Consider the following 25,106-nt stretch of genomic DNA (forward strand, 5'->3'; position numbering starts at 1 on the left):
TTAATCCTCAAACGGATCGGTCACAAGTATGGTGTCGTCACGCTCAGGACTTGTGGAAAGAAGCGCGACAGGCGCCCCGATCAGCTCTTCGACCTGGCGAACATATTTGATCGCCTGCGCCGGCAGATCCGCCCAGCTGCGGGCGCCGACCGTCGATTCCTTCCAGCCTTCCAGCGTGACGTAGATCGGCTCCACTCGAGCTTGCGCCGCCTGGCTTGCCGGAAGATGGTCGATCTGTTCGCCATCGAGCATGTAGCCGACGCAGATCTTCAATTCATCAAGGCCATCGAGCACGTCGAGCTTTGTCAATGCAATCCCGCTGATGCCGTTGGTGGCGACCGACTGGCGAACGAGTGCGGCGTCGAACCAGCCGCAACGGCGCTTGCGGCCCGTCACCGTGCCGAATTCATGGCCCTTCTCGCCGAGGAACTGACCGATCTCGTCCGTCAGCTCGGTCGGGAACGGACCTTCGCCGACGCGCGTCGTATAGGCCTTGGTGATGCCGAGGATATAGCCGAGCGAACCCGGACCCATGCCCGAACCGGCAGCGGCCTGACCGGCCACAGTGTTGGATGAGGTCACGAAGGGATAGGTGCCGTGATCGATATCGAGCAGGCTGCCCTGCGCACCTTCGAAAAGGATACGGGCGCCTTTGCGGCGCTGCTTGTCAAGGAACAGCCAGACCGTATCGCGGAAGGGCAGAACGCGGTCGGCGATCGACGTCAGTTCGTCCATGATCGTCTGGTGGCTGACTTCGGCAACGCCCAGACCACGGCGAAGTGCGTTATGGTGGGTCAGGATGCGATCGACCTTGCCCGGCAGAGCTTCGAGATCGGCAAGATCCATCACGCGGATGGCGCGGCGGCCGACCTTGTCTTCATAGGCCGGGCCGATGCCGCGCCGCGTCGTGCCGATCTTTGTCCCGCTGTTGGATGCTGCATCTTCGCGGTAGGCATCGAGCTCGCGGTGCAGGGAAAGAATGAGGGTCGCGTTGTCGGCGATGCGCAGATTTTCCGGCGTGACCTTCACGCCCTGCGCTTCCAGCCGGCCGATCTCGGCGATCAGCGCATGCGGATCGACGACGACGCCGTTGCCGATGACGGCCATCTTGCCGGGGCGCACGACGCCGGAGGGCAGGAGCGAGAGCTTGTAGCTCGTGCCGTCGATGACGAGCGTATGTCCGGCATTGTGTCCGCCCTGATAGCGTACAACGATGTCAGCACGTTCCGAAAGCCAATCGACAATCTTGCCCTTGCCTTCGTCACCCCACTGCGAACCGACCACGACCACGTTCGTCATCAAACTCTTCCTGTTACCGGCGGAGAACCGCACACCTGCTCAAACCCGCGCATCTATAAAGCTTTGTTTTTGGGAAAGCGACCCTGTTATCACCGCAGATTCGGCTTTTTACGTGACAAATCAGCCGCCGGCAGGCTAAGCCCGGTCATGAAAGCCTGCCAGAGACGCCCCAAAGACGACAAAGACGGGAAGATCACCCTTTGCAAGCCACAGCCTATATCTGCCTCGTCATTGCAACTCTTTGCTGGGGCGGCAATGCCGTTGCAGGCAAGCTGGCACTCGGCCATGTCAGCCCGATGATGCTGACTTTTCTGCGCTGGTTCCTGGCCGTCGTGCTGATCGCCGCCGTCTCGCTGCCGCAGTTGCAGAAGGACTGGCCGGTGGTGCGCAAAAACCTGCCCCTCCTCTTCTTCTATGGCGTGATCGGCTACACGACCTTCAACGCCATGCTCTATTCGGCCGTGCAGTACACGACGGCGATCAATGTCGCCATCGAACAGGCCGGCATTCCCATGCTGATCTTCCTGCTGAATTTCGTCTTTTTCCGCACCGGCGTTTCGCTGGCCCAGGTCGTCGGCTTCGGCATGACGCTTGTCGGCGTCGCATTGACGGCTGCCCATGGCGATCTCGTCACCCTGCTGCAGCTCAGCCTCAACCGCGGCGATGCGCTGATGCTGATCGCCGTCGCCGCCTATGCCGTCTATACGATCTTCCTGCGCTGGAAGCCTATCGTCGACTGGCGCACGCTGATGGCAATCCCAGCTCTCGGCGCGGCCCTGACCGCCCTGCCCTTGCTCTTGTGGGAAGCCTCCCGCAGCGCGGCCCAATGGCCTGACGCAGAAGGCTGGGCGATTGCCTTCTACACGGCGATCTTCGCTTCCCTGCTGGCGCAGATACTTTATATCAGAGGCGTCGAGAAAATCGGCGCCAATCGCGCCGGCCTGTTCATCAACCTCGTCCCGGTTTTCGGCACGCTGCTTTCGGTCGCCCTGCTCGACGAAACGCTGCAGCTTTTCCACATGATTGCGCTGGCGCTGACACTCGGCGGCATCGCCATCGCCGAAAAGGGACGTCCGAAGGCTTCCGCAGCCACGGTGCCCGCTTCGCCTGTCGACTAACCAAGCTCCAGTGTCGTCACGCCATAGACGTTCTTCAGCGGGATTTCCGGCGCCGGACCGCGATACATGCGTGCGGTTTCCATGACCGGCTCGAGCCCCACGCTTTCCGCCAGCGAGATCGCCTCGGCATTGGCAGCAGGGATATCGATAAAGATCGACGCGCCGTGCGCCTGGGGGATGAGGCCGGCCAGAAGGGCGGCGGCACTGTCCGCATCACTCGCGAAAAGCGGACCGATCTTATAGCCTTCATAACAGCGGCGGATCGTGCCGTAACCGCGGATCTTGCCGCTCTTGCGCACGACGAGCGAACTGCGCCCCTTGCGGCCCGTGCACCAGGCGGCAAGGAAAGCGGCACGAGGCTGCGGAAAAATACCGCTGTCGTATCGCACAAGGCCTTCGAGTCGCGCATCAGGAACCGGCTGCGCGACGAGCGACGCCTGCGGCACAGATGTCGGCACACCGCCATAGCGGATTGTCGTGTAGGCGGCGTCGAAACCGGCTTTGCGATAGGCTTCCTGCTGGGCGGCAACACCATCGAGACCGATCGTACGGTCTCCTGCCGAAGCGATGCCGGCGTTCCAGATCGCCTTGCCGAAACCCCGGCCACGGAAATCGGGATGCACGATGTAAAGACCAAGGAAGGCGAATGTATCGCCATATTTGACGACCGAAATGGATCCGACCGGCACCTCGCCGATGGCACCAACAAAAAATCCGGAAGGATCGGCTTCATGGAATGCGATCGCATCGTCGAGGCCTGGATTCCAGCCCTCCTGACGTGCCCATTCCAGCGCAAGCTCCAGTTCACCGGGCCGCATGGAACGAACGGCAAATTCCGAATTCATGCAACCTTCCCAGATTAAGACCCGCAAGTCCATTCCGCGATCCACCCAGCAATCGTCAAGTCGATTGTCAATATGCCCAGACCGGTCATGATGAACTCGCGTTCACGGCTTGAATGATGCGTGTCGTCGTTTTTCAATACAAATGCAAAAGAACTTCGACCCCGCCTTACCATGAAACAATGTAATTGCAATCTCAAGAAAATTACTGCGCCCGCAAGATGCTTCCGGCGGGCGCAAATCGAAAAACGGCAGCATCAAGTATTTAAGCTTCAGTGCAGAAACGGACCCAGCGCTTCGGCAGCACCGATGGTCTGGGTAGCCTGGGTCAGAACGCTGTCGAAAACGAAGCCGACGACGATGGTCAGCTGCCGCGAATAGGCTTTCAGCTCATATCCCTCGCTCTCGGCCTGAGCCGGCGCGTGCAGAGCGAAAGGAACGTTCGGGCGAACGAAGCCGGCGCTCGTGGTCAACGGCTCCTCCGGCATATGACCAATGGCCGAGGTGTACATGAGGTCGCGGCCGAAACCACCCGGGCCAAAAGCAAAAGCCGGCTGGCTTGCGGTCGATACAGTGATTGCGAGCGTCGCGGCAAGAAGAAGTCTGCTCATCTTGAGTTCCCCGTTTTCCAGTCGGCCGGGCGATGTCTGCCTGGCCGCAGCGCCGGTCGCATCTGTCCATGCCCGGTCACTTTCATGAGGGTCACTCTACATGCCGGTATTTGCAGGGTTTTTAAGCCGATCCGTACAATTTTATTGAAACGCGATTTTTTAGACTGCCGCTCTTCAAGCAGAAAACAATCTTTACCATACGCCTTGACGGTATCTTCGCATCCTTACTTCTAAGGTGCCTCAAAACGAAACAGGGGCAAAAACGATGCACGAAGTTCCAGTCAAATCCAGGATTATCCAGAACGTCTATTTCAGCCAGGAGGATGGGCGCCTGCGCATCTGCTTCCGCAACGGTGAAGAGCGCTTGTTCGAAGGCGTACCGGCCGACGACGTCAATACGATGGTGACGGCACCCTCGCCGGGTCAGTATTACATCGACCGGATCAGAAAACAGTACCGTCGCATCGCGGCTTAACGCGCTTCGATATTTTTCCCGGCGTGGCTTTAAATCGAATATGCCACGCTCCGGTCGAGATCGATTGCCACATCGGTGCGAGCCTTATAAATGATGACTTCCGTTGTCCGAGGTCTCGCGAACTGACGATGCCATCGTCCGATCAGAACATGAAACTGGCGCCGCAGCCGCGAAAGGGCCGCGCCGTCATGTGGCTGTTGATTGTTCTGTCCGTTTCAATAGTTGGCGCAACGGTGCTGCTGTCGAATGACATGCGGCACCTGAAGTCGCTGGCTCACCACTTCGGCATAGAGCTTTTCCCGCCCGCGGCACCCCCGCCTCCCCCGCCGCCCAAGGTCTTCCGCCGCACCGAACCCGTCAGTGTCAAGATCCCGCCGCGCATGTTCGAGCAGCCGCAGCCGGCTCTCGCGAGCGTTTTCCTGCGAACCTGGCGGATTTCCGGCCCGGCCATGTGCGAGGCGCTGCGTTCTGCCGGCATCGAAACAAGCGAATGGACGGAAACGGCCTTCAATTCCGATACGTTCGAATGCTCTTACGAGCATATCTATAAGAAGGAGAAGGACCACGTCGTCAGCTCGCTCTTCCTCGTCGTGCGCGGCAATGGCAGAGGCACGATTACGAGCATGCGCGTGAAGCTCGTTGGTCCCGCGACCGACGGCAACGGACAGCTCGATCCGAGCATATTGCGCGTCTTCGAAACCATGCTGACGCAGCCGGCGTGGCTGGATTTCCATGATGCGCTGGCGGCAATCCGCAATCTCAGGGATGTGAAGGAGGAAGGCTTCGGTGCCCTCATCAACTTCACTCAGGAATATTCGCGGCCGGGCGCCTTCAACTTCACGCTCCTGCTTCAGGAGACCTCCGCCCAACAGCGCCGCACGAAGGATTATTTTTCCCCTAAGACCTGGTTGCCCGCGCCCAATCCCTCCTGGCAGGTGCCGGAGCTCATCTTCTGGCGACGCGCCTGATCATTTCGCGCTGGCAACGAACTGCACCTCAGGCATGTCATTGAGCAGCCCGGCAAGGTCCTGACCGTCCCGCCGGCAGAATCACCCGCAAGGACATCCCCATTTCAAAGCCGGACGAAACGCCTTGAACGCTCGCTGAGAGAGCATTGTTCCGCTGCAGGTTGCGCTTGATTGTCATAATGCTCCCGGCTCAATTTAGCGCGTCAAACTTCAGGCGCATTTAACTCAAAATAGGTGCGGCCAAGCTCTTTCGATCCTTGACTTGAATCGGCCAGGGATTAGCTTTGACGCTGTCTTGAACCGCTCGTCGGATCCAGCAGCCACTTCTCTCGCGCTAAACACTTCGGGGAGTACCGCATGGAAACTAGACTGCAGTCCAAACTCATTGAAGCGATCGATTACAAGCGCGAGACCCGACACCTCACGCTCTATCTGACCAACGGCCAACGCCGTCATTACGAAGATGTCCCTGAAGGCATCGTCGTCGGACTCGCCGCAGCTGCTTCTCCTGGCGACTTCTACATGAGCCAGATCCGGGGCCGCTTCCGCACGACCTGAAAAGTACGGCACGCACCCAAGGCGTGCCGTCTCGGTGCATCGAGGTTTACTTCGACGCATTCAACAATTGGACCATTCGCAACCGAGATTGGTTCTCTTCCATTCATCGATTACATTTATACGGTCTGAGAAACTTCAGCCGGCCACACTGCGCGATTTGTCGTTGTGGCCGGTTGGTGCAAGAAGGTGTCCCATATCGGCGGCGCTTGAGGGATAGCCGAGCGCAAAGCCCTGCAGGCTGTCGCAGCCCAGCCATGACAGCGTGAGGGCATGAGCTTCGGTCTCCACCCCTTCGGCGATCACTTCCACACCGAGAGCCTTGGCGATTTCGACGATCGATCCGACCACACGCCTCTGCTCAGCCGATTCCACGACATCGGTGACAAGTTGGCGGTCGATTTTAAGTCGCTTCGGTTTCAGTCGTACGAGGCCGATGAGCGAGGCGTGACCGGAACCGAAGTCATCGATCTCGATATCGATGCCCATCTGCTTGATGAGGTCGATATTGGCGAGGAATTTCTCATCGCAATCGTCGAGGAAAATCGTTTCCACCAACTCGAAGACGATGGCGCCCGGCGGAATGGCGAGCCGGCGCAGCTTGTCCAGCAGAGCTGGATCGGCAAGACGCGCAGGCGAGATATTCACGGCGATGCGCGGCACACTGCAGCCCACGGCCTGCCAAGCGGCGCGATCTTCGAGCGCGCGCTGGAGGACCATGGCATCGATCTCTGCGGAGAGCCCATATTCGTCGGCAATGCGGAGGAAGACGCCCGGCGCAAGCACGCCCTTTTCCGGATGGTTCCAGCGTACCAGCGCTTCCAGTCCGGTGATCTCGCGAGTGCGCGCATCGAGCTGAACCTGATAGTAGGGAACGACCTGACCCTGCTCCAGGGCTTGAGCGAACTCCTCGGCGAGGCGGCGCCTGCCGCGCAGGTCTTCTTGAAGCTGCCAGCTGAAAAATTCGATACGGTTGCGGCCGAGTTTTTTCGCCTGATAGAGCGCCAGATCGGATTCAGCGAGCAGATTGCGCGCCTGCCTGTCGCTGCTCCAGGATACGCCGATAGACGCGCCGGATTGCAGCATCTCCTGCCCGAAACGGATTTTCTTCCGCAATCGCCGCTGCATATCCTCGACGATAGCCTTCAGTTCGTCGAGGCCGACGAAGTTGGTCAGCACGATGACGAATTCGTCGCCGCCGACACGCGCAGCCATGCCATTTGCGGGAATGGCTGCGGCGATTCTGAGCGATGCCGCGCGCAACACGGCATCGCCGGCGGCGTGACCATGGCTGTCATTGATCTGTTTGAACTGGTCAAGATCGAGATGCAGAACGGCAAGCGTGGACACGCCCTTGTCCGTTGGCAGTTCCGCAAGCCGCTTATCGAGCAGACGCCGGTTCGGCATTCCCGTCAAGTAGTCGTGGTCGGCCACATGCTCGATCCGCGCATTGCTTTCCTCAAGCGCCTGCGCCCGGGTCTCGGCCACCATCTTCTGCTTGCCGAGTTCGACGTTGAGCAGCACGTCAGATGTCACGTCCCATTCCGCGCCGATGAAGGACGGAGTGCCTTCCTCATCGACGTAGAAATGTGCACGCGACCTTAAATGCCTTATCTCTCCGCTCGGCAGAATGATGCGAAACTGCGAGTCATAGGCGCCGCGGGCGGCGACCGCTCGCTCGAAATCCTGCTCGGCCCGTTCCCGGTCCTCAGGATGCAGGGCATTCGACCAGACCCAGGTCGGCACTGTCGGCTCCGCCTGGCCGGTACTGTATAGGCGATGCATCTGCGCATCCCAGAGAATAACATCCCGGTTGATGCTGTGCTCCCACACACCGATCTGCGAAGCGTCCAGCGCAAGCTCCAGCCTCCGGAGAAGATTCTGGAACTCTCGCTCGGATCGCGTTGGTTTGTCCTCGGGCAATTCGGTTTCAGCCTTCGAAGCCTGCAAAACTCATAGTATAGTCGCAAGCCCCCATTAATGAAGGCTTTTCAGAAGTACCGAACTAGTTACTAGGTGAACTGTTCGTACGACTGCCTCCTTTTCGATCAATGTTGTTTTTAGCCGGAAATCCCCTCAATCAGTGATTGTGGCGCGGTGAATTCTTGGCAATCTGCCGGAAGTCAGCCGCCCCCTCGATGACAGCACCGTCCGAGAGCTGTGTCACCGAGTTGCGGTAGATGCGCTGCCACGGCGTCGCATCGGCCGGCACTGGCGGAATTCCGTCGCCTTTGCGTCGTTCGATTTCGGCCTCGCTGATCAGCATATCGCAACGTCCATGGTTGAAATCGATGCGGACGATGTCGCCCGTCCGGAGCCAGGCAAGTCCACCGCCGGCTGCACTTTCGGGCGAAGCATTGAGGATCGAGGGGCTGTCCGACGTGCCGGACTGGCGCCCATCACCGATCGTCGGCAGGCTGTTGATGCCACGCTTCAGGATATGATCAGGCGGCTGCATGTTGACCACTTCGGCAGACCCCGGCCAGCCGAGCGGACCGGCACCGCGGATGACGAGGATCGTGTTCTCGTCGATACCAAGCTCCGGATCGTTGATGCGCTTGTGGTAATCCTCGGAGCCATCGAAAACGACGGCCCTGCCTTCGAACACGCCTTCGCGGCCCGGTTCCTGCAGATAACGCTTGCGGAAATCCTCGGAGACGACGCTCATTTTCATTATGGCGAAATCGAAGAGATTGCCCTTGAGCACAAGGAAGCCGGCCCGCTCCTTCAAAGGCTCGTTGTAGGGCTTGATGACATCGCGGTCGCGCGCCTCACGCCCTCTCAGATTCTCGGCCATGGTCTTGCCGGTGACCGTGCGACAGTTCCCGTTCAGCTTATCCGCCTGCAGCAGCTCCCACATGACCGCGGGCGTGCCGCCGGCACGATGGAACTTCTCGCCAAGATAGGCCCCTGCCGGCTGCACATTCGCCAGCAGCGGAATGTCAAAGCCGTGCACCTGCCAGTCCTCAGGGTAGAGCTCGACGCCCGCATGTTTCGCCATGGCAGCAAGATGCGGCTGGGCGTTGGTCGAGCCACCGATTGCAGAATTGGTCTTGATGGCATTGAGGAAGGCGTCACGCGTCAGGATATCCGACGGCTTCAGGTCTTCGAACACGATCTCGACGGCGCGACGGCCGGTGCGATAGGCCATCTGGCCGCGTTCGCGATAGGCGGCGGGGATGTTGCCACAGCCCGTCAGTGACAAGCCGAGCGCCTCGGCCAGCGCGTTCATTGTCGAAGCCGTGCCCATCGTGTTGCAATGACCGACGGAGGGTGCCGAATCGAGCGCCGTCTGCAGAAATTCCTCTTCGTCGATCTCGCCGGCCGCAAGCTTCCGGCGTGACTGCCAGATCGCCATTCCGGAGCCGGCAAGCTTGCCCTCGTGCCAGCCATCGAGCATCGGCCCGCCCGAGAGAACGATGGCGGGAATATCGACCGTCGACGCCGCCATAATTGCCGAAGGCGTTGTCTTGTCGCAGCCCGTCGTCAGGACGACACCGTCGAGCGGATAGCCGTAGAGGATTTCAACGAGGCCGAGATAGGCGAGGTTGCGGTCGAGTGCTGCCGTCGGGCGCTTGCAGTTCTCGAAGATCGGATGGGTCGGAAATTCAATCGGGATGCCGCCTGCATCGCGGATACCGTCACGCACGCGCTTGGCCAATTCGATGTGGACACGGTTGCAGGGCGTCAGATCGCTGCCGCTCTGGGCAATGCCGATGATCGGCTTGCCGGACCGCAATTCCTCGGGCGTCACACCGTAATTCATGAAGCGCTCCAGATAGAGTGCCGTCATATCGATATGATCGGGATTATCGAACCAGTCCTGCGAACGCAGGCGGCGCTTGGCGGTCTTGCTATCGGTCATCTCTTTCCTCCCGGTCGGGCATTCCTGTCTTCGAGATGGAGCAACAGGGCACTGTGATCCGTCTCGCCGTTGCCTTTGGCAACAAATTCGGTGAATTCGGCATGCACCGCTTCCGTCAGCGGCAGCGTGAGGGACAAGGCCTTCGCCGTCGCCATGACCGCGTCGAGATCCTTCAACTGATTGGCTGAAGAACCGCCCGGCGCGAACTGCCGGTCGATCATGCGTTTGCCGTGGATTTCCAGAATGCGGCTGTCGGCAAAGCCGCCGCGCACGGCATCCCGGAACGCCGCCGGCGAACCACCGCCGGCCTCGATCAGCATCATCGCCTCCGCGACAGCACCGATCGTCACTGCAACGATCTGCTGGTTGGCGAGCTTGGCAAGCTGCCCTGACCCATCGGGCCCGACATGGGTGACGCGCCCCATCGGCGCGAAGACATCGGCCAATTCGGTAATGACGGAAGCATCCCCGCCCGCCATAATGGCAAGCGTCCCGGACGAGGCCCCGACCACGCCGCCGGAAACCGGCGCGTCGATATGGCGGATACCCCGTGTGGCAAGCTTCTCCGCATGCGCGCGCGCGAAAGGCGGCGCGATGGAACTCATGTCGATGACCACAGCGCCTGGTCTCATGGCTTCGGCAGTGCCCATGTCGAACAGCACCTGTCCTACGGCCTGGGCGTTGGTCAGCATGGAGATGACGATATCGGCTGCAGAGGCGGCTTCGGCGGGCGTGGAAGCGACATTGGCGCCATCGCTGGAAAGAGCCTCCGCCTTGGCGCGATCGCGGTTCCAGACAGTGACGGAAAAGCCTGCGCCAAGCAGTCGCCGCACCATCGGCGCCCCCATGAGCCCGGTGCCGAGGAAAGCGATCTTGCGCTTTCCGCTGTCATCAGATGCGTGTGTCACCCAGCCCTCCCCGAACTGTTGCCTGCCCTTGATAATCTCCTCACCTCAGCATGCAACCGTTTTGACGGACGTAACGCATTTTTGTCGCAGCGCTCACAAACGAAACGGGCGAGGACCAAGGTCCCCGCCCGATTTACCCGACAAAGGAGAGGTTACTCCGCAGCGACCTTCATATGGTCGTCTTCGTCCTGCGGATGATTGTCGTTGTGCTGGATGAGCGGACGGTTGCCCGTCATCCGGCGCAGGAGCACATAGAACACCGGCGTCATGAAGATGCCAAAGAAGGTCACGCCGATCATACCCGAGAACACCGCGACACCCATGGCCGCACGCATTTCCGAACCGGCACCAGTCGAGGTGACGAGCGGCACGACGCCCATGATGAAGGCCATGGAGGTCATGAGGATCGGGCGCAGGCGCAGACGGCTTGCCTCGATTGCGGCTTCCCGCGGCGTCCTGCCTTCGAACTCCAGTTCGCGGGCAAATTCCACAATCAGGATCGCGTTCTTGGCCGATAGACCGACAAGGACGACGAGGCCGATCTGCGTGAAGATGTTGTTGTCTCCGCCGGTGAGCCAGACGCCGGTCAAGGCGGCAAGAACACCCATCGGTACGATCATGATGATCGCCAGTGGCAGCGTCAGGCTCTCATACTGGGCAGCGAGCACCAGGAAGACGAGCAGCAGGGCGAGCGGGAAGACGACGACGCTGGAGTTGCCGGCAAGGATCTGCTGGTAGGTCAGGTCGGTCCACTCGAAGTCGATGCCGGCAGGCAGCGTCTCATTCAGGATCTTTTCGATCGCAGCCTGTGCCTGGCCGGACGAGAAGCCCGGAGCCGGACCACCGTTGATATCGGCAGCGAGGAAGCCGTTATAACGGTTCGCACGCTCCGGACCCGTACTTGCATCCACCTTCAGGAGAGCTGCGAGCGGAATCATCTGGCCCGATGCCGAGCGAACCTTCAGCTGGCCGATATCTTCCGGCTGAGCACGGAACTTGGCATCGGCCTGTACACGAACGCTGTAGGTGCGGCCGAAAGCGTTGAAGTCGTTCACGTAGAGCGAACCGAGATAGATCTGCAGCGTCTGGAAGACGTCGGTGACGGAGACCCCAAGCTGTTCGGCCTTGGCACGGTCGAGATCGGCGTAGAGCTGCGGCACGTTGATCTGGAAGCTGGAGAACAGGCCGGCAAGTTCGGGCGTCTGGTAGGCCTTGGCAAGCACGGCCTTGGTTGCTTCGTCGAGCGCCTGGTTGCCCAAGCCTGCTCGATCCTCGATCTGCAGTTTGAAACCGCCCGTCGTGCCGAGACCGTTGACCGGCGGCGGCGGGAACATGGCGATGAAGGCATCCTGAATGGCACCGAACTTCTGGTTCAGGGCCATGGCAATCGCCCCGCCCGAAAGATCGGGCGTCTTGCGTTCCTCGAAATCCTTCAGCGTCACGAAGACGATGCCGGCATTCGACGAGTTGGTGAAGCCGTTGATCGACAGGCCCGGGAAGGCGATCGCGTTGGCAACGCCCGGCTGCGCCAGAGCGATGTCGGTCATGCGCTTGATGACGTCTTCCGTGCGGTCGAGGCTTGCGGCATCCGGCAACTGGGCAAAGCCGATCAGATACTGCTTGTCCTGCGACGGCACGAAACCGCCCGGCACCGTATTGAAGATGCCGTAGGTCGCTCCGACCAGCGCAAGGTAGATCACCATGACGATGCTCTTGCGCGACACGAGACCACCAACGCCCTTGCCATAGGCGTTCGAACCGGCGCCGAAAGCGCGGTTGAAGCCGCGGAAGAACCAGCCGAAGATCGCATCCATGAACCGCGTCAGCCAGTCCTTCGGCGCATGATGCCCCTTCAGAAGAAGGGCAGCGAGCGCCGGAGACAGCGTCAGCGAGTTGAAGGCAGAAATGACGGTCGAGATCGCGATCGTCAGCGCGAACTGGCGATAGAACTGACCCGACAGGCCGGAGATGAAGGCGAGCGGCACGAAGACCGCGACGAGTACCAGCGCGATCGCGATGATCGGGCCGGAGACTTCCTTCATGGCCTTGTAGGTCGCCTGGCGCGGACTGAGACCGGCCTCGATGTTGCGTTCGACGTTTTCAACGACGACGATCGCGTCGTCCACGACGATACCGATCGCCAGCACCAAGCCGAAAAGGCTGAGCGCATTGATCGAGAAGCCAAACATATACATGACCGCGAACGTACCGATGATCGATACCGGAACGGCGATCAGCGGGATGATCGAGGCACGCCATGTCTGCAGGAAGAGGATGACGACGAGAACGACGAGCGCGATGGCTTCGAGCAGCGTATCGATGACCTTCTCGATCGAGGCGCGGACGAACTTCGTCGTATCGTAGACGATCTCGTACTTCACGCCTGTCGGCATGGCCAACTGCAACTCGTCCATGGTCGCACGGACATTGTCGGCGATCTCGATGGCGTTCGAACCCGGGGCCTGGAGAACGGCGACAGCGACAGCCGGCTTGCCGTCGAGGAGCGAACGCAGCGTGTAGTCGGCGGCACCGAGTTCGATCCGGGCAACGTCGCGCAGGCGGGTGATTTCGCCATTGGCGCCCGTCTTGACGATGATGTTGCCGAATTCCTCGGGCGTGCGCAGTCGGCCCTGGGCATTCACGTTGAGCTGGAGATCGACCCCCGGCTGGCTGGGAGAGGCGCCGATGATACCGGCAGCAGCCTGGACGTTCTGTGAGCTGATCGCGTTACTGATGTCGCTGGCGGCAAGATTATGCTCGGCAGCCTTCTGCGGATCGATCCACACGCGCATCGAATAGTCGCCGGCGCCGAAGACCTGCACCTGGCCGACGCCGGCGATGCGGGCGAGCCGGTCCTTGATGTTCAGCGTCGCATAATTGCGCAGATAGGTGATGTCATGGCTGTTCCCATCGGAAACGAGGTTGACGACCATGATGAAGTCCGGCGAGCTCTTGACCGTGGTAATGCCGAGCGCACGAACTTCGGCCGGCAGGCGGGGTTCGGCCTGCGACACGCGGTTCTGAACGAGCTGTTGCGCCTTGTCCGGGTCGGTGCCGAGCTTGAAGGTGACCGTGACGTTCAAAACGCCGTCCGATGTCGCCTGGCTGGACATATAGAGCATGCCCTCGACACCGTTGATCTGCTCTTCGAGCGGTGTGGCCACCGTTTCGGCAATGACGGTCGGGTTCGCGCCGGGATAGGTGGCGCGCACGACGACCGACGGCGGCACGACCTCGGGATATTCCGAGATCGGCAACGCCCTGAGGCCGATCAGACCGGCGACCACGATGAGGACCGAAAGAACACCGGCAAACACCGGGCGGTCGACAAAGAATCTGGATATGTTCATTTTAAAGCCCTCTCCGGGGTGAACATGGATGCAAAATCCCTCCCCGGCGGCCTGAAGGCTCGCCGGCGGGTCATGTTATTTCGGCCAATGCCCCCTCCCTGAGGGAGGGGACTGCATCTTATTGAGCGGTCGCGACCTTCTCTTCCATCTGCGGTGCGACGACTGTGCCCGGACGGATGCGCTGCAACCCATTGACGACGATCTTGTCGCCGACCTCGAGGCCGCCTTCGATCACGCGTTGGCCATCGAACAGCGAGCCGAGCTGGATCTGCCGGTAATTGACCTTGTTTTCACCGTCGACGACGAAGACAAACTTCTTGTCCTGGTCGGTGCCGACGGCGCGGTCACTGATAACGATCTTGTTCTCGGCCTTCGGCTGGCCCATGCGCACCCGCACGAACTGGCCGGGGATCAGCCTGCCGCCGGGATTGTCGAAGACTGCCCGCACGGCAATGGTGCCGCTGGCAGCATCGACTTCGTTGTCGACGAGCTGAAGCTTGCCCTTGATCGGCGTTCCCTCATCGGCAAGCGTGCCGATTTCGACCGGGATCTGTTCAACCGCCGGCAATGCGGCGTCAGTTGCCGGAAGCTCCGAAAGAGCCTTCGTGACCATCTCTTCGCTCGCGTTGAAGCTTGCATAGATCGGATCGACGGAGACGAGCGTCGTCAGCTCAGGCGAAGCCGAACCGGCAGCGACAATGTTGCCGACCGTGACCTCGATCTTGCCGATGCGGCCGGAAACCGGAGCGCGCACCTGCGTGTAGTCGAGATCAAGCTGCGCGGACTGGAGGGCGGCCTGCGCCGAACGCAGGCTTGCCTGGGCTTCGGCCAGCGTGCTCTGGCGCTGGTCGAGATCGCTCTGTGAGATTGTGCGGTTGTCCGAGAGACGGCGGCCACGGTCGAGTTCGGTCTGCGCCAGGCTGACCTTGGCTTCGGCCGAAGCGACCTGGCCCTGCGCCTGAGAGACGGCCGCCTGATAGGGAGCCGGATCGATGGCGAACAGCAGGTCACCCTGCTTGACCAAGGCACCTTCACGGAAATGGACCGATTGGATGGCGCCCCCGACGCGGGGACGGATCTGCACACGGTCGATAGCTTCCAGACGACCGGAGAAGTTCTCCCAGTTCGTCACGTCGCGGCTGGCGACGACAGCAACTGTCACCGGCACGGCCGGAGGCTGCGCAGGTTCGGAGGCGGCCGTGGCGGTTGCGCTCATCGGCAGTTCGAAAAAGATGGCAGCGGCCGAAACGGACGCAGCAACACCCAGACCGGCGCCCACCAGGGCCCAGCGCTTACTTCTGGACGTCATTGGTACTCTCCTTGCGGCCCCGAATGGCCGTAAAAAATCAGTTCGTCTTCAATGTAATTGTGGCTGAACGCTCACGTCCTGAAGGAAATCTCCGAAGTGGCGGCTGACGTTGCCCTGCCACGTGGAAATCCCCTCAGATTTTCCGCCGTAAATGGATGGCCAACCTGTCCCGGCGGGGAGAACATGCTGGCGCACCCCAACGCCTGCCTTCTTCAGGCGAGCGGCGTAACCGATTGTTTCGTCATGCAGCGGATCATCCTCCGCCGTAAAAATCAGGGCCGGCGCAACACCGGCAATACGCGAACAGAGGCACGGCGCAGCATAGGGATGGCAGCCGCCGCCGCTCAGATAATGGCTCCAGCCTTCCGTCCAGCGCTGGCGCATACCGATCCTGTCCGCCTTGCGAATCGAAGACGTACCCATGAAAGGATCGAGAAGAGGAGAAATCAGGATCTGGCCGTCAAGCGCATCCGGAATCTGATCACGCGCCTTTAGCGCGACGCCGGCGGCGACATTGCCACCCGCCTCTTCACCGGCGACGAAAAGCAGCGACTTGCGGTCACCAAGACCGGCTTTCTTGAGGGCAAGATAGGAAAGGATCGAGAAGGAAACTTCGAGCGCCTTCGGAAAAACGTTGCCCGACAGCGTGCTGTAATCGGCAGATACGACGATCGCACCCGCCTTTGCGAGGCTGCTGGCGATTGGGCGGTCGGCATTCGGATCGCTATCGAGGAATGCCCCGCCATGAAGATAAAGCACGATCGGCGGACCCTTGCCGAAATCAGCGCCCATATAGACGCGCGCAGAAACGGGGCCAGCGGCCACCTTTTCCAGCACCATGTCTTTGATCTCGGGCACCATCGTCTCTATCTCTTTGCATATGACGGACAACGCCCGCCTCTTGCATTTTGAACCAAAAAGATATTGTTATTCAATTCGGGGAATAAGAAGCGATATCGCGATAACACTATTCCAAATTCCGAACAATGTTGCAACGCAAACTGCGGACTTGAACCGATGGATCAGCTCTCGGCAATGCGCGTCTTCATCCGCGTGGTGGAGACGGGCAATTTCACCCGCGCCGCCGACATGCTCGCCATGCCCAAGGCGACGGTGACCAATCTCATTCAGGGGCTGGAAGCGCACCTGCGCACCAAGCTCCTCAACCGCACCACCCGCCGCGTCATGGTGACGACGGACGGTGCCCTTTACTACGAACGCGCCGCGCAGATCATTTCCGAACTTGAGGAGCTGGACGGCAGTCTTTCAAACTCTCAGAGCCTGCCGACGGGACGGTTGCGAGTCGAGATGGCCGGCGCCTTTGCCGACTCCATCATCGTGCCGGCGCTTTGCGATTTCTACCAGCGTTACCCCGATATCCGCATCGACCTCGGAGTCAGCGACCGCACTGTCGATTATCTCGCCGAAAACGTCGACTGTGCGCTGCGTGCCGGCACGCCGGCCGACCAGTCGCTCATCGCCAGACGCGTTTCCGAGATCGAAATGATCACCTGCGTTGCGCCTCTTTATGTCGAGAAATTCGGCTTGCCGCAGCGGCCGGAAGAACTTGAAACGGAACATTATTCCGTCAATTATTTCCGCGCCCAGAACAATCGCACGGTGCCTTTCGAATTTCGCAAGGACAATGAGGTTGTCGAGGTCAATCCGCGCTACATTGTTTCCGTCAATGACAGCCGCACCTACATGACCGCGGCTCTTGCCGGCCTCGGCCTCGCCCAGATTCCGATCTTCATGGCACGTGAACCACTGGCAAAAGGTGAGCTGGTTCAGACCCTGAAGGAATGGACGCGTGAGTCACTGCCGCTCTACGTTGTCTATCCGCCTAACCGGCACCTCAGCAACAAGGTTCGTGTTTTTGTCGACTGGCTGGTGAAACTGCTGGCGGATGCAAATCTCAACGCCCGCTGAAAACGCCGACTCACAAAAAGAAAGCGGCCCGTGACGGGAGGGATAACCGTCACGGGCCTTGATCTGATGTCTTGAACTGAAGGCCTGTCGCACCGCAGGAAGGCGCGGCAGGCCCTGGAGTGGAGGTCAGGACGCTGGCGGCAGTGTGCCACCCGCGTCCGTCTATCCTGATATAGGCGCGCTTAGCCGGATAGTAAGGGGCTGTACTCAGCAGACTGTTCACAACTTTGCGACAGGCGGTTATCTCCTGATAGCAGGTTTCAGCAGATCCTCGATGCCAATGCGGCGGAAGAGTTCGGCCCGGACACGATCGGCAACGCCGTTGACGATTTCCGCACCGTCTTCCGACGGGTCGATATGTGTGCGAAACGGCCGCTTGCCGAAAGGCATATTCACCACATCGACAATGGCAGTCGCAACGGAAGCAGCATCCGCATCGGCAGGTTCGAGCGAGGCAAGACCCTTCAACGCCAGTTCCGACAGACCCCTATAGGGACCTTCGTTATATTCAGCAGCGCGGGCCGTATCGGCAGGCGAACCGGAATGGGCGAAGTGGTTCGTGCCCTTGGTGAAGGCACCGGGAACGATGATCGTCGTTTCGATGCCCCAGCGTGTCAGTTCACTGGCATAGGAGACGGCAAGCGAGTCCATGGCGGCCTTGGCGGCGAAATAGGGAGCAAGATAGGGAGGCGTGCCGCCGCGTGCGCTCGAAGAGGAGACCCAGACGACCAGCCCCTGCCCCTGCTTGCGCAGATGCGGAAGCACTGCGCGGTTCACGCGCTGGGTCGAAAGCACGTTGATATCGAAAAGCTCAGCATATTGCTGCGGCGTGAAGGCTTCGGCCGGGCCGAAAGACATATGGCCGGCATTGTGGATGATCGTGTCGATTTGGCCTTCGGCGGCGATCACCTTCGCGACACCGGCTTCGACGGAAGCATCGGAAGCGACATCCAGTTCGACAGCCTTCAGATTGACGCCGTTTTCTCTGGAGAAGGCTTCGACGGCCTCGACCTGCGGCCCGTTGCGGCCTTCGGTTTCGCGCATCGAGGCATAAACGGTATGGCCGGCCTTGGCGAGCGCGCGAGCGGCAAGGGCGCCGAAACCGCTGGAAGCGCCGGTGATGACGATGACTTGCTTGTTCATGATCCTGTTCCTTCTGTGCGTGGGGTTGGTTGAAAAAATGCGAGGGAAAACCTTGGCGGCGCGTCACGCCGCCACGAAACCTGCGTCAGACCATGCCGCCATTAGCGCGCAGCACCTGACCGTTGATCCATGCGCCGTCAGGACCGGCGAGGAAGGCAACGACGCCTGCTATATCCTCCGGCGTGCCGAGGCGTTCGAGCGGGTTTGCCTTGGCAAGGCGGTCGATCAGCTCGTCGGACTTGCCGTTGAGAAAGAGGTCGGTGCCTGTCGGGCCGGGAGCGACCGTATTGACGGTGATCTGGCGGCCACGCATTTCCTTCGACATGATAGCGCTCATCGTCTCGACGGCGGCCTTCGTGGCGGCATAGACGCTGTAGGTTTCCGGCTTCAGGCCGACGATCGAGCTCGAGACGTTGATGACCCGGCCACCGTCATGCAGACGCTTGGCAGCCTCACGCAGCGTATTGAACGTACCCTTGAGGTTGACGCTGATCTGACGGTCGAAGGTCGCGTCGTCGACATCGGCAAGGCGGGAAAGCAGCATGATGCCGGCATTGTTGACGAGGACGTCGACACCGCCGAAGGCTGCTTCTGCAGCGTCGAACATACGGCGCACGGCCTCGGCATCGGCATCGGCAACATCGGCCTGTGCCGTCAGCGCCTTGCCCCCGGCCTTTTCGATCTTCTGGGCCAGTTCTTCAGCGAGCGCTGCATTGCCGGCATAGTTGATAACGACGGTGAAGCCATCCTTTGCGAGACGTTCGGCGATCGAAGCGCCGATGCCACGGGAAGCGCCGGTAACGAGAGCGACCTTGTTTTGATTGGCAGACATTTTTCTTCTCCTTTGGTTCGGCGCCCGCAGCGCCCTTTCGATGAGAAGAAGATGTCCCTTTTCACTTGACGGATAATGAGCCATTATTCGGCATCACTATCCGGAGAATACGAACAAACAAAATGGACAGGTTCGATGCCATGCGGGTCTTTTCCCGCGTCGTGGAGCGCCGCAGCTTCACGCTTACCGCCGAAGATACCGGCCTGCCGCGCTCGACGGTGACGGATGCGGTCAAGCAGTTGGAGGCGCGCCTTGGCGTGCGCCTGCTCCAGCGCACGACGCGCCATGTCAGCCCGACGCTCGACGGTGAGGCCTATTATCAGCGCTGCCTGTCGATCCTCGCCGATATCGAAGATGCTGAAGGCGCTTTTGCCGGCGCCAAGCCGAAAGGGCTGCTGCGGGTGGACGTCCATGGCACGCTGGCCCGGCATTTCGTGCTGCCGAGCCTGCCATCCTTTCTGGAGACCTATCCCGATATCGAGTTCTATATGAGTGAAGGTGACCGGTTGGTGGACCTGGTGCGCGAAGGCATCGATTGTGTGCTGCGCGTTGGCATACCGCAGGATAGCGACATGGTCGCCCGGCGGGTCGCCATGCTGGACGAGATCACCCTCGCCTCGCCGTCCTATATCGCCGCTTTCGGTCTGCCCGAGCATCCCGACAGGCTGGATACGCATCGCATGGTCGGCTTCCGCGCGACCGGCAGCGCCGGCCCGCTGCCGCTGGAATTCATCATCGATGGCAACGTCCGCAACATCACCATTCCCGCAACCGTGACCGTCAACGCCGCCGAGAGCTACATTTCCGCCGCCCGAATAGGCCTCGGCATGATCCAGGTCCCGCGTTATCACGCCGAGCACGATCTTGCCGCCGGCACTCTCGTCGAAGTGCTCGCCGATTTTCCGCTCACGCGGACGCCGGTATCGCTGCTTTATCCACGAAACCGCCAGCTTTCGCCGCGCGTGCGCGTCTTCATCGATTGGCTCGTTAAGGTCTTTGCTCGACAAACCGCCGAAAACACGGTTCACTCATATTAGCGTTTTCGGAGGAACGGACATGGCACTCAGCGATATCATCGTCTACCAGACCGGTGAAGGCTTCGTCGTCGAGTTCGGCGGTGAAGGCGAAGACCGGATCGCGGTCACCCTGCGCGAAGCGTCCGATCTCACCCATGACAATGCAATCGCCAAGGCCAGAGCGCTGCTGACCTCCGCATTCGAACCCGTTCACGGTGATAGCGCCCGCAGCAAGGATGCTGCAGTGCTGGAGGAGGAATTGAACGAAGGGTTGGAGGATTCCTTCCCGGCAAGCGATCCGGTCTCCGTGACCGTCACCTCCATTCCAATGCGCGATCCCAACGCCGGACACTAAACCTGTGTCGAGACGATGTTATCGACGCGGACCTCACCGCGCACGATGCCACGCTCGGTGATCTCAGTGTGCGCCGCTTCTTCGATGACGGTATAGAGTTTTTCGTTGCGGAACGCGCTCGCATTCTTTGTCGACTTGTCTTCCGCCGGCGAACCGTCGATTTCCAGAAAATCGAGCTCGGCTTCTGCAGCGACGATACGTGCATCGCCAGGCGTCAGAGCTGCAACGACCACCACGCCATGGGAAGGCGCAAGATCCCAGTTGGGATCATCAGGAGCGGCGACAGGCACCAGCCGATAGAGCTTGAGATCATCCATGATCCATTTCCTTGTAATTGTTGGCTTGCGTTCCAAACGCCAGCCGGCAAATCATTGTTCCGGGTGGTGGATGAGCAAAGAGGATGTTATCGGCACTCTTCATGACAACCGACATGATCAATGGCGCGATCGGCGCCGGCCCGCTTGCCGGGGAAAGCCTGCGCCATTTCTTTGAACGTGATGCGATCGAGGTCGCCCGCGACCTGCTCGGCTGCCACCTCACGGTCAACGATGCAGGCGGGCGGATCACCGAGACGGAAGCCTATTACCCCGACGACCCGGCCTCCCACAGTTTCCGCGGCCCGACCAAGCGCAACGGCGCTATGTATGGCCGTCCAGGCAATGTCTATATTTACCGCATCTACGGCATGTACTGGTGCCTGAACTTCGTCTGCTCACCGGGCTCGGCGGTGCTGATCCGTGCCCTGGAGCCGGAAATCGGCCTGCCGATCATGATGGAGCGGCGGGGCACCGATGTGCTGGCGCAACTCTGCAGCGGCCCCGGCAAGCTCTGCCAGGCACTCGACATCGATATAGCCATCAACGACCGGACGCTCGACAAGCCGCCTTACGCGATCTCACCGTCTGCGCCCGTACCAATCGTCTCGGGCAAGCGCATAGGCATCACGAAAAATGCCGAAGCACCGTGGCGCTTCGGCATTCAGGGATCGCGATATCTGAGCAAGCCGTTCCGCTAATGGCGGAACTTCACTGTCACTCCATAACGGCGCTGTGGTCCACGGCCGGCGCAGCCTTCGGCTTGCGAAGCAGCAGCACCAGCGGCATGACGGCAAGCGACATCAGCATCAGCAGTTTGAAGTCATCTATATAGGCGATGATGGTCGACTGCAGCGTGATGACGTCGTTGAGCGCCGCACGGCCGATCGCCGTCAAAGGACTCAGGCCCTGTGCCGCCGTCGCATTAAAGGCGTGGTTGAACGGCGTCACATAGGCCGCGATCGACTCGTGATTGCTCTGCGTATTCTCGACGATCAGCGCCGAAACGATCGAGATGCCGACCGAGGAGCCGATATTACGCGACAGATTATAGAGGCCCGTTCCGTCGCCGCGCATCTGGGCTGGCAGCGTCGCAAAGGCAATTGTCGTCAGCGGCACGAAGAGGAAACCGAGGCCGGCACCCTGGATGAAGCCGACCGAGATGATCGTCCACTGCGACACGTCAGGCGTCCAGCCGGTCATGTCGTACATTGCCCAGGCCGTCAGGCCGAGACCGAGCAGCAGCAGCCAGCGCGTATCCACCTTGCCGATCAACCGGCCGACGATGAACATGCAGAGCATGGTGCCGAGGCCGCGCGGTCCCATGACAATACCCGCGGTGATGACCGGATAGCCCATCAGCGTCTGCAGATACGGCGTCATCAGCGCCAGCGAGGCGAGATAGGTGATGCCGATCACGAAGATGAAGACCATGCTGACGGTGAAATTCTGGTCGAGGAACAGCCGCGGATTGACGAAGGATTTCTCCGCCGTCAGCGTATGCACCAGGAGCAGATAGAAGGCCGCGGCGCAGACGATCGCTTCGATCATGATCTCGCCGGAGGAAAACCAGTCGAGCTGCTCGCCGCGGTCGAGGAAAAGCTGCAGCGAAGCAATAAACAGGCTCATCATCCCGAAGCCGAACCAGTCGAGCTTGGCGAGCACATCCCTTTTCGTCTCCGAGACGAATATGACGATGCCGGCAAAGGCGAGCGCACCGATCGGAATGTTGATGTAAAAGACCCAGCGCCAGCTGATATTGTCGGTCAGCCAGCCGCCGATGACAGGACCCAGAACCGGCCCGACCATGACCGAGACGCCGAATAGGGCCATGGCCGAGCCGCGCTCCTCGACGGAATAGATGTCGAGAAGGATGCCCTGGGAAAGCGGAACCAGCGAGGCGCCGAACAGGCCCTGCAGCAGGCGGAAGGCGACGATCTGCGGCAGCGATTGCGCCAGACCGCAGAGCACGGAGGCGACGACGAAGCCGACGATCGCCGTCAGCAGTACGCGCTTGCGGCCAAACTTGGCGGCAAGAAAGCCCGACGGCGGCGTCATGATCGCGGCAGCGACGATGTAGGAGGTCAAAACCCAGTTGATCTGGTCGGCGGAAGCCGAAACGCTGCCCTGGATGTAGGGCAGCGCCACGTTGGCGATCGTCGTATCGAGCGCCTGCATGATGACGGCGAGAATAACGCAGGCCGTGATCGCGCCGCGATTGGCAACCGGGGTTGCCGGTGATGCAGGAGCAGTGCTCATGGCCGTTACTCTTGGCTCTTGGCTTGGCCCAGGAGATTGTTGACGAAATCAGGCAAGCCCCGCGCATGACCTGTATCGACATCGACGACCGTGCTCATGCCGACGCGGAGCGGCGGTTTGCCCTGAGAGTCGTCGATGCTGACGCGCATCGGAATACGCTGCACGACCTTCACCCAGTTGCCGGTCGTATTCTGTGCCGGCAGCAGCGAGAAAGAAGAACCCGATGCCGGGCTGATGCTCTCGACCTTGCCCTTCCACAGGACGCCCGGATAGGTGTCGACGTAGATATCGACCGACTGGCCAGGCTTGACGTAGGTGAGTTCGGTTTCCTTCGGGCTTGCGGCGATCCACAGGTGCGAGGTCGAAACAAGCGAGAAGGCCTGCTGTGAAGCCTGCAGGTAGGAGCCGACCTGCAATGCGTTCACGTTGGTCACGACGCCATCGAACGGCGCCTTGACGACGCTGTGATCGAGCTCGCGCTGAGCGTTGTCGACCTGCGACTTGGCCTGCAGGTACAGCGGATTTTCCTCGACTGGCTGGTCGGCATTGCCGCCGAGCTGGGCAAGCGTCGTTGCGGCTTCCGCCTTGGCGACCGAAACCTTCTGCTGCGCGGCCTCGAGATTATGCTTGGCTTCGTCATAGGCCGATTGCGTCGCGCTGCCGTTGTTGACGAGGCTCTGCTGCCGGTCGAACTGCTCCTGGTAATAGGGCAGATCGGCTTCGGCCTGGGTGATCTCGGCAAGCGACTGCTGGTAGCTGGCCTTGAGGTTCATGATCTGGTTGCGCTGCGCGCCGAGCTGCGCCTTGGCGCCGTCAAGCGCGATCCTGAAGGCGTCGGACTGCAGGCTGAAAAGCACCTGTCCCGCCTTGACCTGTTCGTTCTCATGCACGTTGATCTTCGCGACGATGCCCGAAACATCGGTCGTGATGCCCACCATGTCCGCCTGGATATAGGCGTTGTCGGTCGACATGACCTGGCCGCCATTGACGTAATAATAGCCGCCGACGACGAGCGCCAAAGGCAGCAGGGCAAAGAGGACGGGGCGGGTGAAGCTGCGCCGGCGGCGGACCTTGTTGCCGCCAGGCGCAGCCACCGCGGCAGCCGCGGGCGCTGAATTGGATGAAGGCGCCTCAGCCACCGTTTCCGGTTGTTGGGGAATGTCTTTTTCTTCGAGAGGGTTCTTGGCATTCGCGTCGGACACGACGCGCAGCGAGGATTGGTCAGCCATGTTTTGTCTCATTCTCGGCGACCGGAGACCGGCACGCCTGCACCAGGTTCGTCTTCATTACGGACAGGATGTGGAAAAGCTGGTCGCGCTGTTCGGGCGTGACGCTTTCCAATGCTTCGCCGCGCGTCACGTCGCCGATTTTGCGCATTTCGGCGAGAATCGGATGGGCTGCTTCTCGCATGTAGAGCAGCCAGATGCGCCGGTCGGTCGGATGCTGGCGGCGTTCGATCAGGCCGCGCTCGGCAAGCTTGTCGAGGATGCGGACCAGCGTGATCGGTTCGATTTCGAGGATCTCGGCAAGCCCACTCTGATGGATGCCTTCATTATTGGCGAGATAGGCAAGTGTCTGCCACTGAGACCGCGTCAGCCCAAGGTCCTTTGCGCGCTGCTCAAACCGCTTGCGAAGCAGGCGGGCAACGTCGTGCAGAAGAAAACCGAGTGTTGGATTGTTGGTCATATACCTTCGCCGGCTAGTAATAAGCATCCTTATGATGTTAATAGATATATTGAGCATGTACGGCGCACAAGGATGCAGCCTCAAGATTCCGCACCTGCGGCCAAAATGCCGCAGCCGGCACTAAGGAGGGCCTTCGATCCGGTCTTTCGAGAGATTCAAGCAGCGGCCGAAACTCGTCACAGTAATGCGATAAAGCGACACATCGGCAGAAGTGCCGGGGTTTGAGGAACTCCAAATCAACGCAATCAATTGACATTTGCAATTTTTGGATT

Annotated in this window: 23 protein-coding genes; 8 read left to right on the top strand and 15 right to left on the bottom strand. The window is 60.4% G+C overall.

What is annotated here, in order from left to right:
• Complete coding sequence (locus ACK9YZ_RS16000) at positions 1-1,299, bottom strand: adenylosuccinate synthase (protein WP_007815162.1); 1,299 nt, start codon at positions 1,297-1,299, stop codon at positions 1-3.
• Positions 1,300-1,499: 200 nt separating this feature from the next.
• On the opposite strand from ACK9YZ_RS16000, the gene ACK9YZ_RS16005 reads away from it, so the two are divergent.
• Positions 1,500-2,417, top strand: coding sequence for a DMT family transporter (locus tag ACK9YZ_RS16005; RefSeq protein ID WP_416064471.1), 918 nt, complete (start codon positions 1,500-1,502; stop codon positions 2,415-2,417).
• On the opposite strand, the gene ACK9YZ_RS16010 is transcribed toward ACK9YZ_RS16005, so the two are convergent.
• Both ACK9YZ_RS16010 and ACK9YZ_RS16015 read right to left on the bottom strand, forming a co-directional pair.
• The gene (locus ACK9YZ_RS16010) at positions 2,414-3,262 is read right to left on the bottom strand and encodes a GNAT family N-acetyltransferase (RefSeq protein ID WP_416064472.1); all 849 of its coding nucleotides are present in this window, start codon (positions 3,260-3,262) and stop codon (positions 2,414-2,416) included. The two genes, ACK9YZ_RS16005 and ACK9YZ_RS16010, sit on opposite strands and share 4 nt — an antisense overlap.
• A gap of 269 nt (positions 3,263-3,531) precedes the next feature.
• Entirely contained in the window at positions 3,532-3,870 is a 339-nt protein-coding gene (locus ACK9YZ_RS16015; RefSeq protein ID WP_416064473.1) for a hypothetical protein, read from the bottom strand.
• Between the two features lie 265 nt (positions 3,871-4,135).
• Between ACK9YZ_RS16015 and ACK9YZ_RS16020 the strand changes: the two genes are divergently transcribed.
• The 3 genes from ACK9YZ_RS16020 (at position 4,136) to ACK9YZ_RS16030 (ending at position 5,871) form a co-directional block, all read left to right on the top strand.
• On the top strand, positions 4,136-4,345 hold the full coding sequence (locus ACK9YZ_RS16020; protein ID WP_183732335.1) for a KTSC domain-containing protein: 210 nt from the start codon (positions 4,136-4,138) through the stop codon (positions 4,343-4,345).
• A 128-nt stretch (positions 4,346-4,473) separates the two neighbouring features.
• Complete coding sequence (locus tag ACK9YZ_RS16025) at positions 4,474-5,313, top strand: DUF6030 family protein (RefSeq protein WP_216755620.1); 840 nt, start codon at positions 4,474-4,476, stop codon at positions 5,311-5,313.
• A gap of 357 nt (positions 5,314-5,670) precedes the next feature.
• Complete coding sequence (locus tag ACK9YZ_RS16030; protein WP_113299799.1) at positions 5,671-5,871, top strand: KTSC domain-containing protein; 201 nt, start codon at positions 5,671-5,673, stop codon at positions 5,869-5,871.
• Between the two features lie 135 nt (positions 5,872-6,006).
• Here ACK9YZ_RS16030 and ACK9YZ_RS16035 read toward each other — a convergent pair whose 3' ends face one another.
• The 6 genes from ACK9YZ_RS16035 to ACK9YZ_RS16060 form a co-directional block, all read right to left on the bottom strand.
• Positions 6,007-7,818 carry a putative bifunctional diguanylate cyclase/phosphodiesterase gene (locus ACK9YZ_RS16035; protein ID WP_416064474.1) on the bottom strand — a complete coding sequence of 604 codons (1,812 nt, stop codon included), beginning with the start codon at positions 7,816-7,818 and terminating at the stop codon, positions 6,007-6,009.
• A gap of 130 nt (positions 7,819-7,948) precedes the next feature.
• The gene (locus ACK9YZ_RS16040; RefSeq protein ID WP_416064475.1) at positions 7,949-9,733 is read right to left on the bottom strand and encodes an IlvD/Edd family dehydratase; all 1,785 of its coding nucleotides are present in this window, start codon (positions 9,731-9,733) and stop codon (positions 7,949-7,951) included.
• Positions 9,730-10,641, bottom strand: a complete 912-nt coding sequence (locus tag ACK9YZ_RS16045; protein WP_416064476.1) for an NAD(P)-dependent oxidoreductase — start codon at positions 10,639-10,641, stop codon at positions 9,730-9,732. The genes ACK9YZ_RS16040 and ACK9YZ_RS16045 overlap by 4 nt, the downstream gene beginning before the upstream one ends.
• A 152-nt stretch (positions 10,642-10,793) precedes the next feature.
• Entirely contained in the window at positions 10,794-13,991 is a 3,198-nt protein-coding gene (locus tag ACK9YZ_RS16050) for an efflux RND transporter permease subunit (protein ID WP_216755624.1), read from the bottom strand.
• Between the two features lie 118 nt (positions 13,992-14,109).
• Complete coding sequence (locus ACK9YZ_RS16055; protein WP_416064477.1) at positions 14,110-15,300, bottom strand: efflux RND transporter periplasmic adaptor subunit; 1,191 nt, start codon at positions 15,298-15,300, stop codon at positions 14,110-14,112.
• Positions 15,301-15,348: 48 nt separating this feature from the next.
• Positions 15,349-16,161, bottom strand: coding sequence for an alpha/beta hydrolase (locus ACK9YZ_RS16060; RefSeq protein WP_216755626.1), 813 nt, complete (start codon positions 16,159-16,161; stop codon positions 15,349-15,351).
• 156 nt (positions 16,162-16,317) lie between these two features.
• Here ACK9YZ_RS16060 and ACK9YZ_RS16065 point away from each other — a divergent pair, with 156 nt between their 5' ends.
• A complete protein-coding gene (locus ACK9YZ_RS16065) occupies positions 16,318-17,229 on the top strand; it encodes a LysR family transcriptional regulator (RefSeq protein ID WP_216755627.1) in 912 nt (303 codons plus the stop codon).
• A gap of 240 nt (positions 17,230-17,469) precedes the next feature.
• On the opposite strand, the gene ACK9YZ_RS16070 is transcribed toward ACK9YZ_RS16065, so the two are convergent.
• Together ACK9YZ_RS16070 and ACK9YZ_RS16075 are read right to left on the bottom strand one after the other, a co-directional pair.
• Positions 17,470-18,372, bottom strand: a complete 903-nt coding sequence (locus ACK9YZ_RS16070) for an SDR family oxidoreductase (protein ID WP_216755628.1) — start codon at positions 18,370-18,372, stop codon at positions 17,470-17,472.
• Between the two features lie 85 nt (positions 18,373-18,457).
• A complete protein-coding gene (locus ACK9YZ_RS16075; protein ID WP_416064478.1) occupies positions 18,458-19,204 on the bottom strand; it encodes an SDR family oxidoreductase in 747 nt (248 codons plus the stop codon).
• Between the two features lie 122 nt (positions 19,205-19,326).
• Between ACK9YZ_RS16075 and ACK9YZ_RS16080 the strand changes: the two genes are divergently transcribed.
• Positions 19,327-20,241, top strand: coding sequence for a LysR family transcriptional regulator (locus ACK9YZ_RS16080; protein ID WP_416064479.1), 915 nt, complete (start codon positions 19,327-19,329; stop codon positions 20,239-20,241).
• Positions 20,242-20,260: 19 nt separating this feature from the next.
• Positions 20,261-20,575, top strand: coding sequence for a hypothetical protein (locus ACK9YZ_RS16085; protein ID WP_216755631.1), 315 nt, complete (start codon positions 20,261-20,263; stop codon positions 20,573-20,575).
• On the opposite strand, the gene ACK9YZ_RS16090 is transcribed toward ACK9YZ_RS16085, so the two are convergent.
• A complete protein-coding gene (locus ACK9YZ_RS16090; protein WP_253958244.1) occupies positions 20,572-20,892 on the bottom strand; it encodes a hypothetical protein in 321 nt (106 codons plus the stop codon). The genes ACK9YZ_RS16085 and ACK9YZ_RS16090 overlap by 4 nt on opposite strands.
• Positions 20,893-20,975: 83 nt before the next feature.
• On the opposite strand from ACK9YZ_RS16090, the gene ACK9YZ_RS16095 reads away from it, so the two are divergent.
• Positions 20,976-21,590, top strand: coding sequence for a DNA-3-methyladenine glycosylase (locus tag ACK9YZ_RS16095; RefSeq protein WP_416064480.1), 615 nt, complete (start codon positions 20,976-20,978; stop codon positions 21,588-21,590).
• Between the two features lie 16 nt (positions 21,591-21,606).
• On the opposite strand, the gene ACK9YZ_RS16100 is transcribed toward ACK9YZ_RS16095, so the two are convergent.
• From ACK9YZ_RS16100 to ACK9YZ_RS16110, 3 genes are read right to left on the bottom strand one after another with little or no spacing between them, the layout of a single operon-like run.
• Positions 21,607-23,148, bottom strand: coding sequence for a DHA2 family efflux MFS transporter permease subunit (locus ACK9YZ_RS16100; RefSeq protein ID WP_216755633.1), 1,542 nt, complete (start codon positions 23,146-23,148; stop codon positions 21,607-21,609).
• Between the two features lie 5 nt (positions 23,149-23,153).
• Complete coding sequence (locus tag ACK9YZ_RS16105) at positions 23,154-24,377, bottom strand: HlyD family secretion protein (RefSeq protein WP_216755634.1); 1,224 nt, start codon at positions 24,375-24,377, stop codon at positions 23,154-23,156.
• On the bottom strand, positions 24,370-24,834 hold the full coding sequence (locus ACK9YZ_RS16110) for a MarR family winged helix-turn-helix transcriptional regulator (protein WP_216755635.1): 465 nt from the start codon (positions 24,832-24,834) through the stop codon (positions 24,370-24,372). Before ACK9YZ_RS16110 ends, ACK9YZ_RS16105 begins: the two co-directional genes overlap by 8 nt.
• Between the last annotated feature and the right edge of the window lie 272 nt (positions 24,835-25,106).

The organism is Rhizobium sp. ZK1 (assembly GCF_047782645.1).
Taxonomy (GTDB): domain Bacteria; phylum Pseudomonadota; class Alphaproteobacteria; order Rhizobiales; family Rhizobiaceae; genus Rhizobium.

What these genes read in the sequence shown, in the direction of transcription:
- ACK9YZ_RS16000 (WP_007815162.1), bottom strand. Translation starts at nt 1,299, where the DNA reads ATGACGAACGTGGTCGTGGTCGGTTCGCAGTGGGGTGACGAAGGCAAG.
- ACK9YZ_RS16010 (WP_416064472.1), bottom strand. Translation starts at nt 3,262, where the DNA reads ATGAATTCGGAATTTGCCGTTCGTTCCATGCGGCCCGGTGAACTGGAG.
- ACK9YZ_RS16015 (WP_416064473.1), bottom strand. Translation starts at nt 3,870, where the DNA reads ATGAGCAGACTTCTTCTTGCCGCGACGCTCGCAATCACTGTATCGACC.
- ACK9YZ_RS16020 (WP_183732335.1), top strand. Translation starts at nt 4,136, where the DNA reads ATGCACGAAGTTCCAGTCAAATCCAGGATTATCCAGAACGTCTATTTC.
- ACK9YZ_RS16025 (WP_216755620.1), top strand. Translation starts at nt 4,474, where the DNA reads ATGCCATCGTCCGATCAGAACATGAAACTGGCGCCGCAGCCGCGAAAG.
- ACK9YZ_RS16030 (WP_113299799.1), top strand. Translation starts at nt 5,671, where the DNA reads ATGGAAACTAGACTGCAGTCCAAACTCATTGAAGCGATCGATTACAAG.
- ACK9YZ_RS16040 (WP_416064475.1), bottom strand. Translation starts at nt 9,733, where the DNA reads ATGACCGATAGCAAGACCGCCAAGCGCCGCCTGCGTTCGCAGGACTGG.
- ACK9YZ_RS16050 (WP_216755624.1), bottom strand. Translation starts at nt 13,991, where the DNA reads ATGAACATATCCAGATTCTTTGTCGACCGCCCGGTGTTTGCCGGTGTT.
- ACK9YZ_RS16055 (WP_416064477.1), bottom strand. Translation starts at nt 15,300, where the DNA reads ATGACGTCCAGAAGTAAGCGCTGGGCCCTGGTGGGCGCCGGTCTGGGT.
- ACK9YZ_RS16060 (WP_216755626.1), bottom strand. Translation starts at nt 16,161, where the DNA reads ATGGTGCCCGAGATCAAAGACATGGTGCTGGAAAAGGTGGCCGCTGGC.
- ACK9YZ_RS16065 (WP_216755627.1), top strand. Translation starts at nt 16,318, where the DNA reads ATGGATCAGCTCTCGGCAATGCGCGTCTTCATCCGCGTGGTGGAGACG.
- ACK9YZ_RS16070 (WP_216755628.1), bottom strand. Translation starts at nt 18,372, where the DNA reads ATGAACAAGCAAGTCATCGTCATCACCGGCGCTTCCAGCGGTTTCGGC.
- ACK9YZ_RS16075 (WP_416064478.1), bottom strand. Translation starts at nt 19,204, where the DNA reads ATGTCTGCCAATCAAAACAAGGTCGCTCTCGTTACCGGCGCTTCCCGT.
- ACK9YZ_RS16080 (WP_416064479.1), top strand. Translation starts at nt 19,327, where the DNA reads ATGGACAGGTTCGATGCCATGCGGGTCTTTTCCCGCGTCGTGGAGCGC.
- ACK9YZ_RS16085 (WP_216755631.1), top strand. Translation starts at nt 20,261, where the DNA reads ATGGCACTCAGCGATATCATCGTCTACCAGACCGGTGAAGGCTTCGTC.
- ACK9YZ_RS16090 (WP_253958244.1), bottom strand. Translation starts at nt 20,892, where the DNA reads ATGGATGATCTCAAGCTCTATCGGCTGGTGCCTGTCGCCGCTCCTGAT.
- ACK9YZ_RS16095 (WP_416064480.1), top strand. Translation starts at nt 20,976, where the DNA reads ATGTTATCGGCACTCTTCATGACAACCGACATGATCAATGGCGCGATC.
- ACK9YZ_RS16100 (WP_216755633.1), bottom strand. Translation starts at nt 23,148, where the DNA reads ATGAGCACTGCTCCTGCATCACCGGCAACCCCGGTTGCCAATCGCGGC.
- ACK9YZ_RS16105 (WP_216755634.1), bottom strand. Translation starts at nt 24,377, where the DNA reads ATGGCTGACCAATCCTCGCTGCGCGTCGTGTCCGACGCGAATGCCAAG.
- ACK9YZ_RS16110 (WP_216755635.1), bottom strand. Translation starts at nt 24,834, where the DNA reads ATGACCAACAATCCAACACTCGGTTTTCTTCTGCACGACGTTGCCCGC.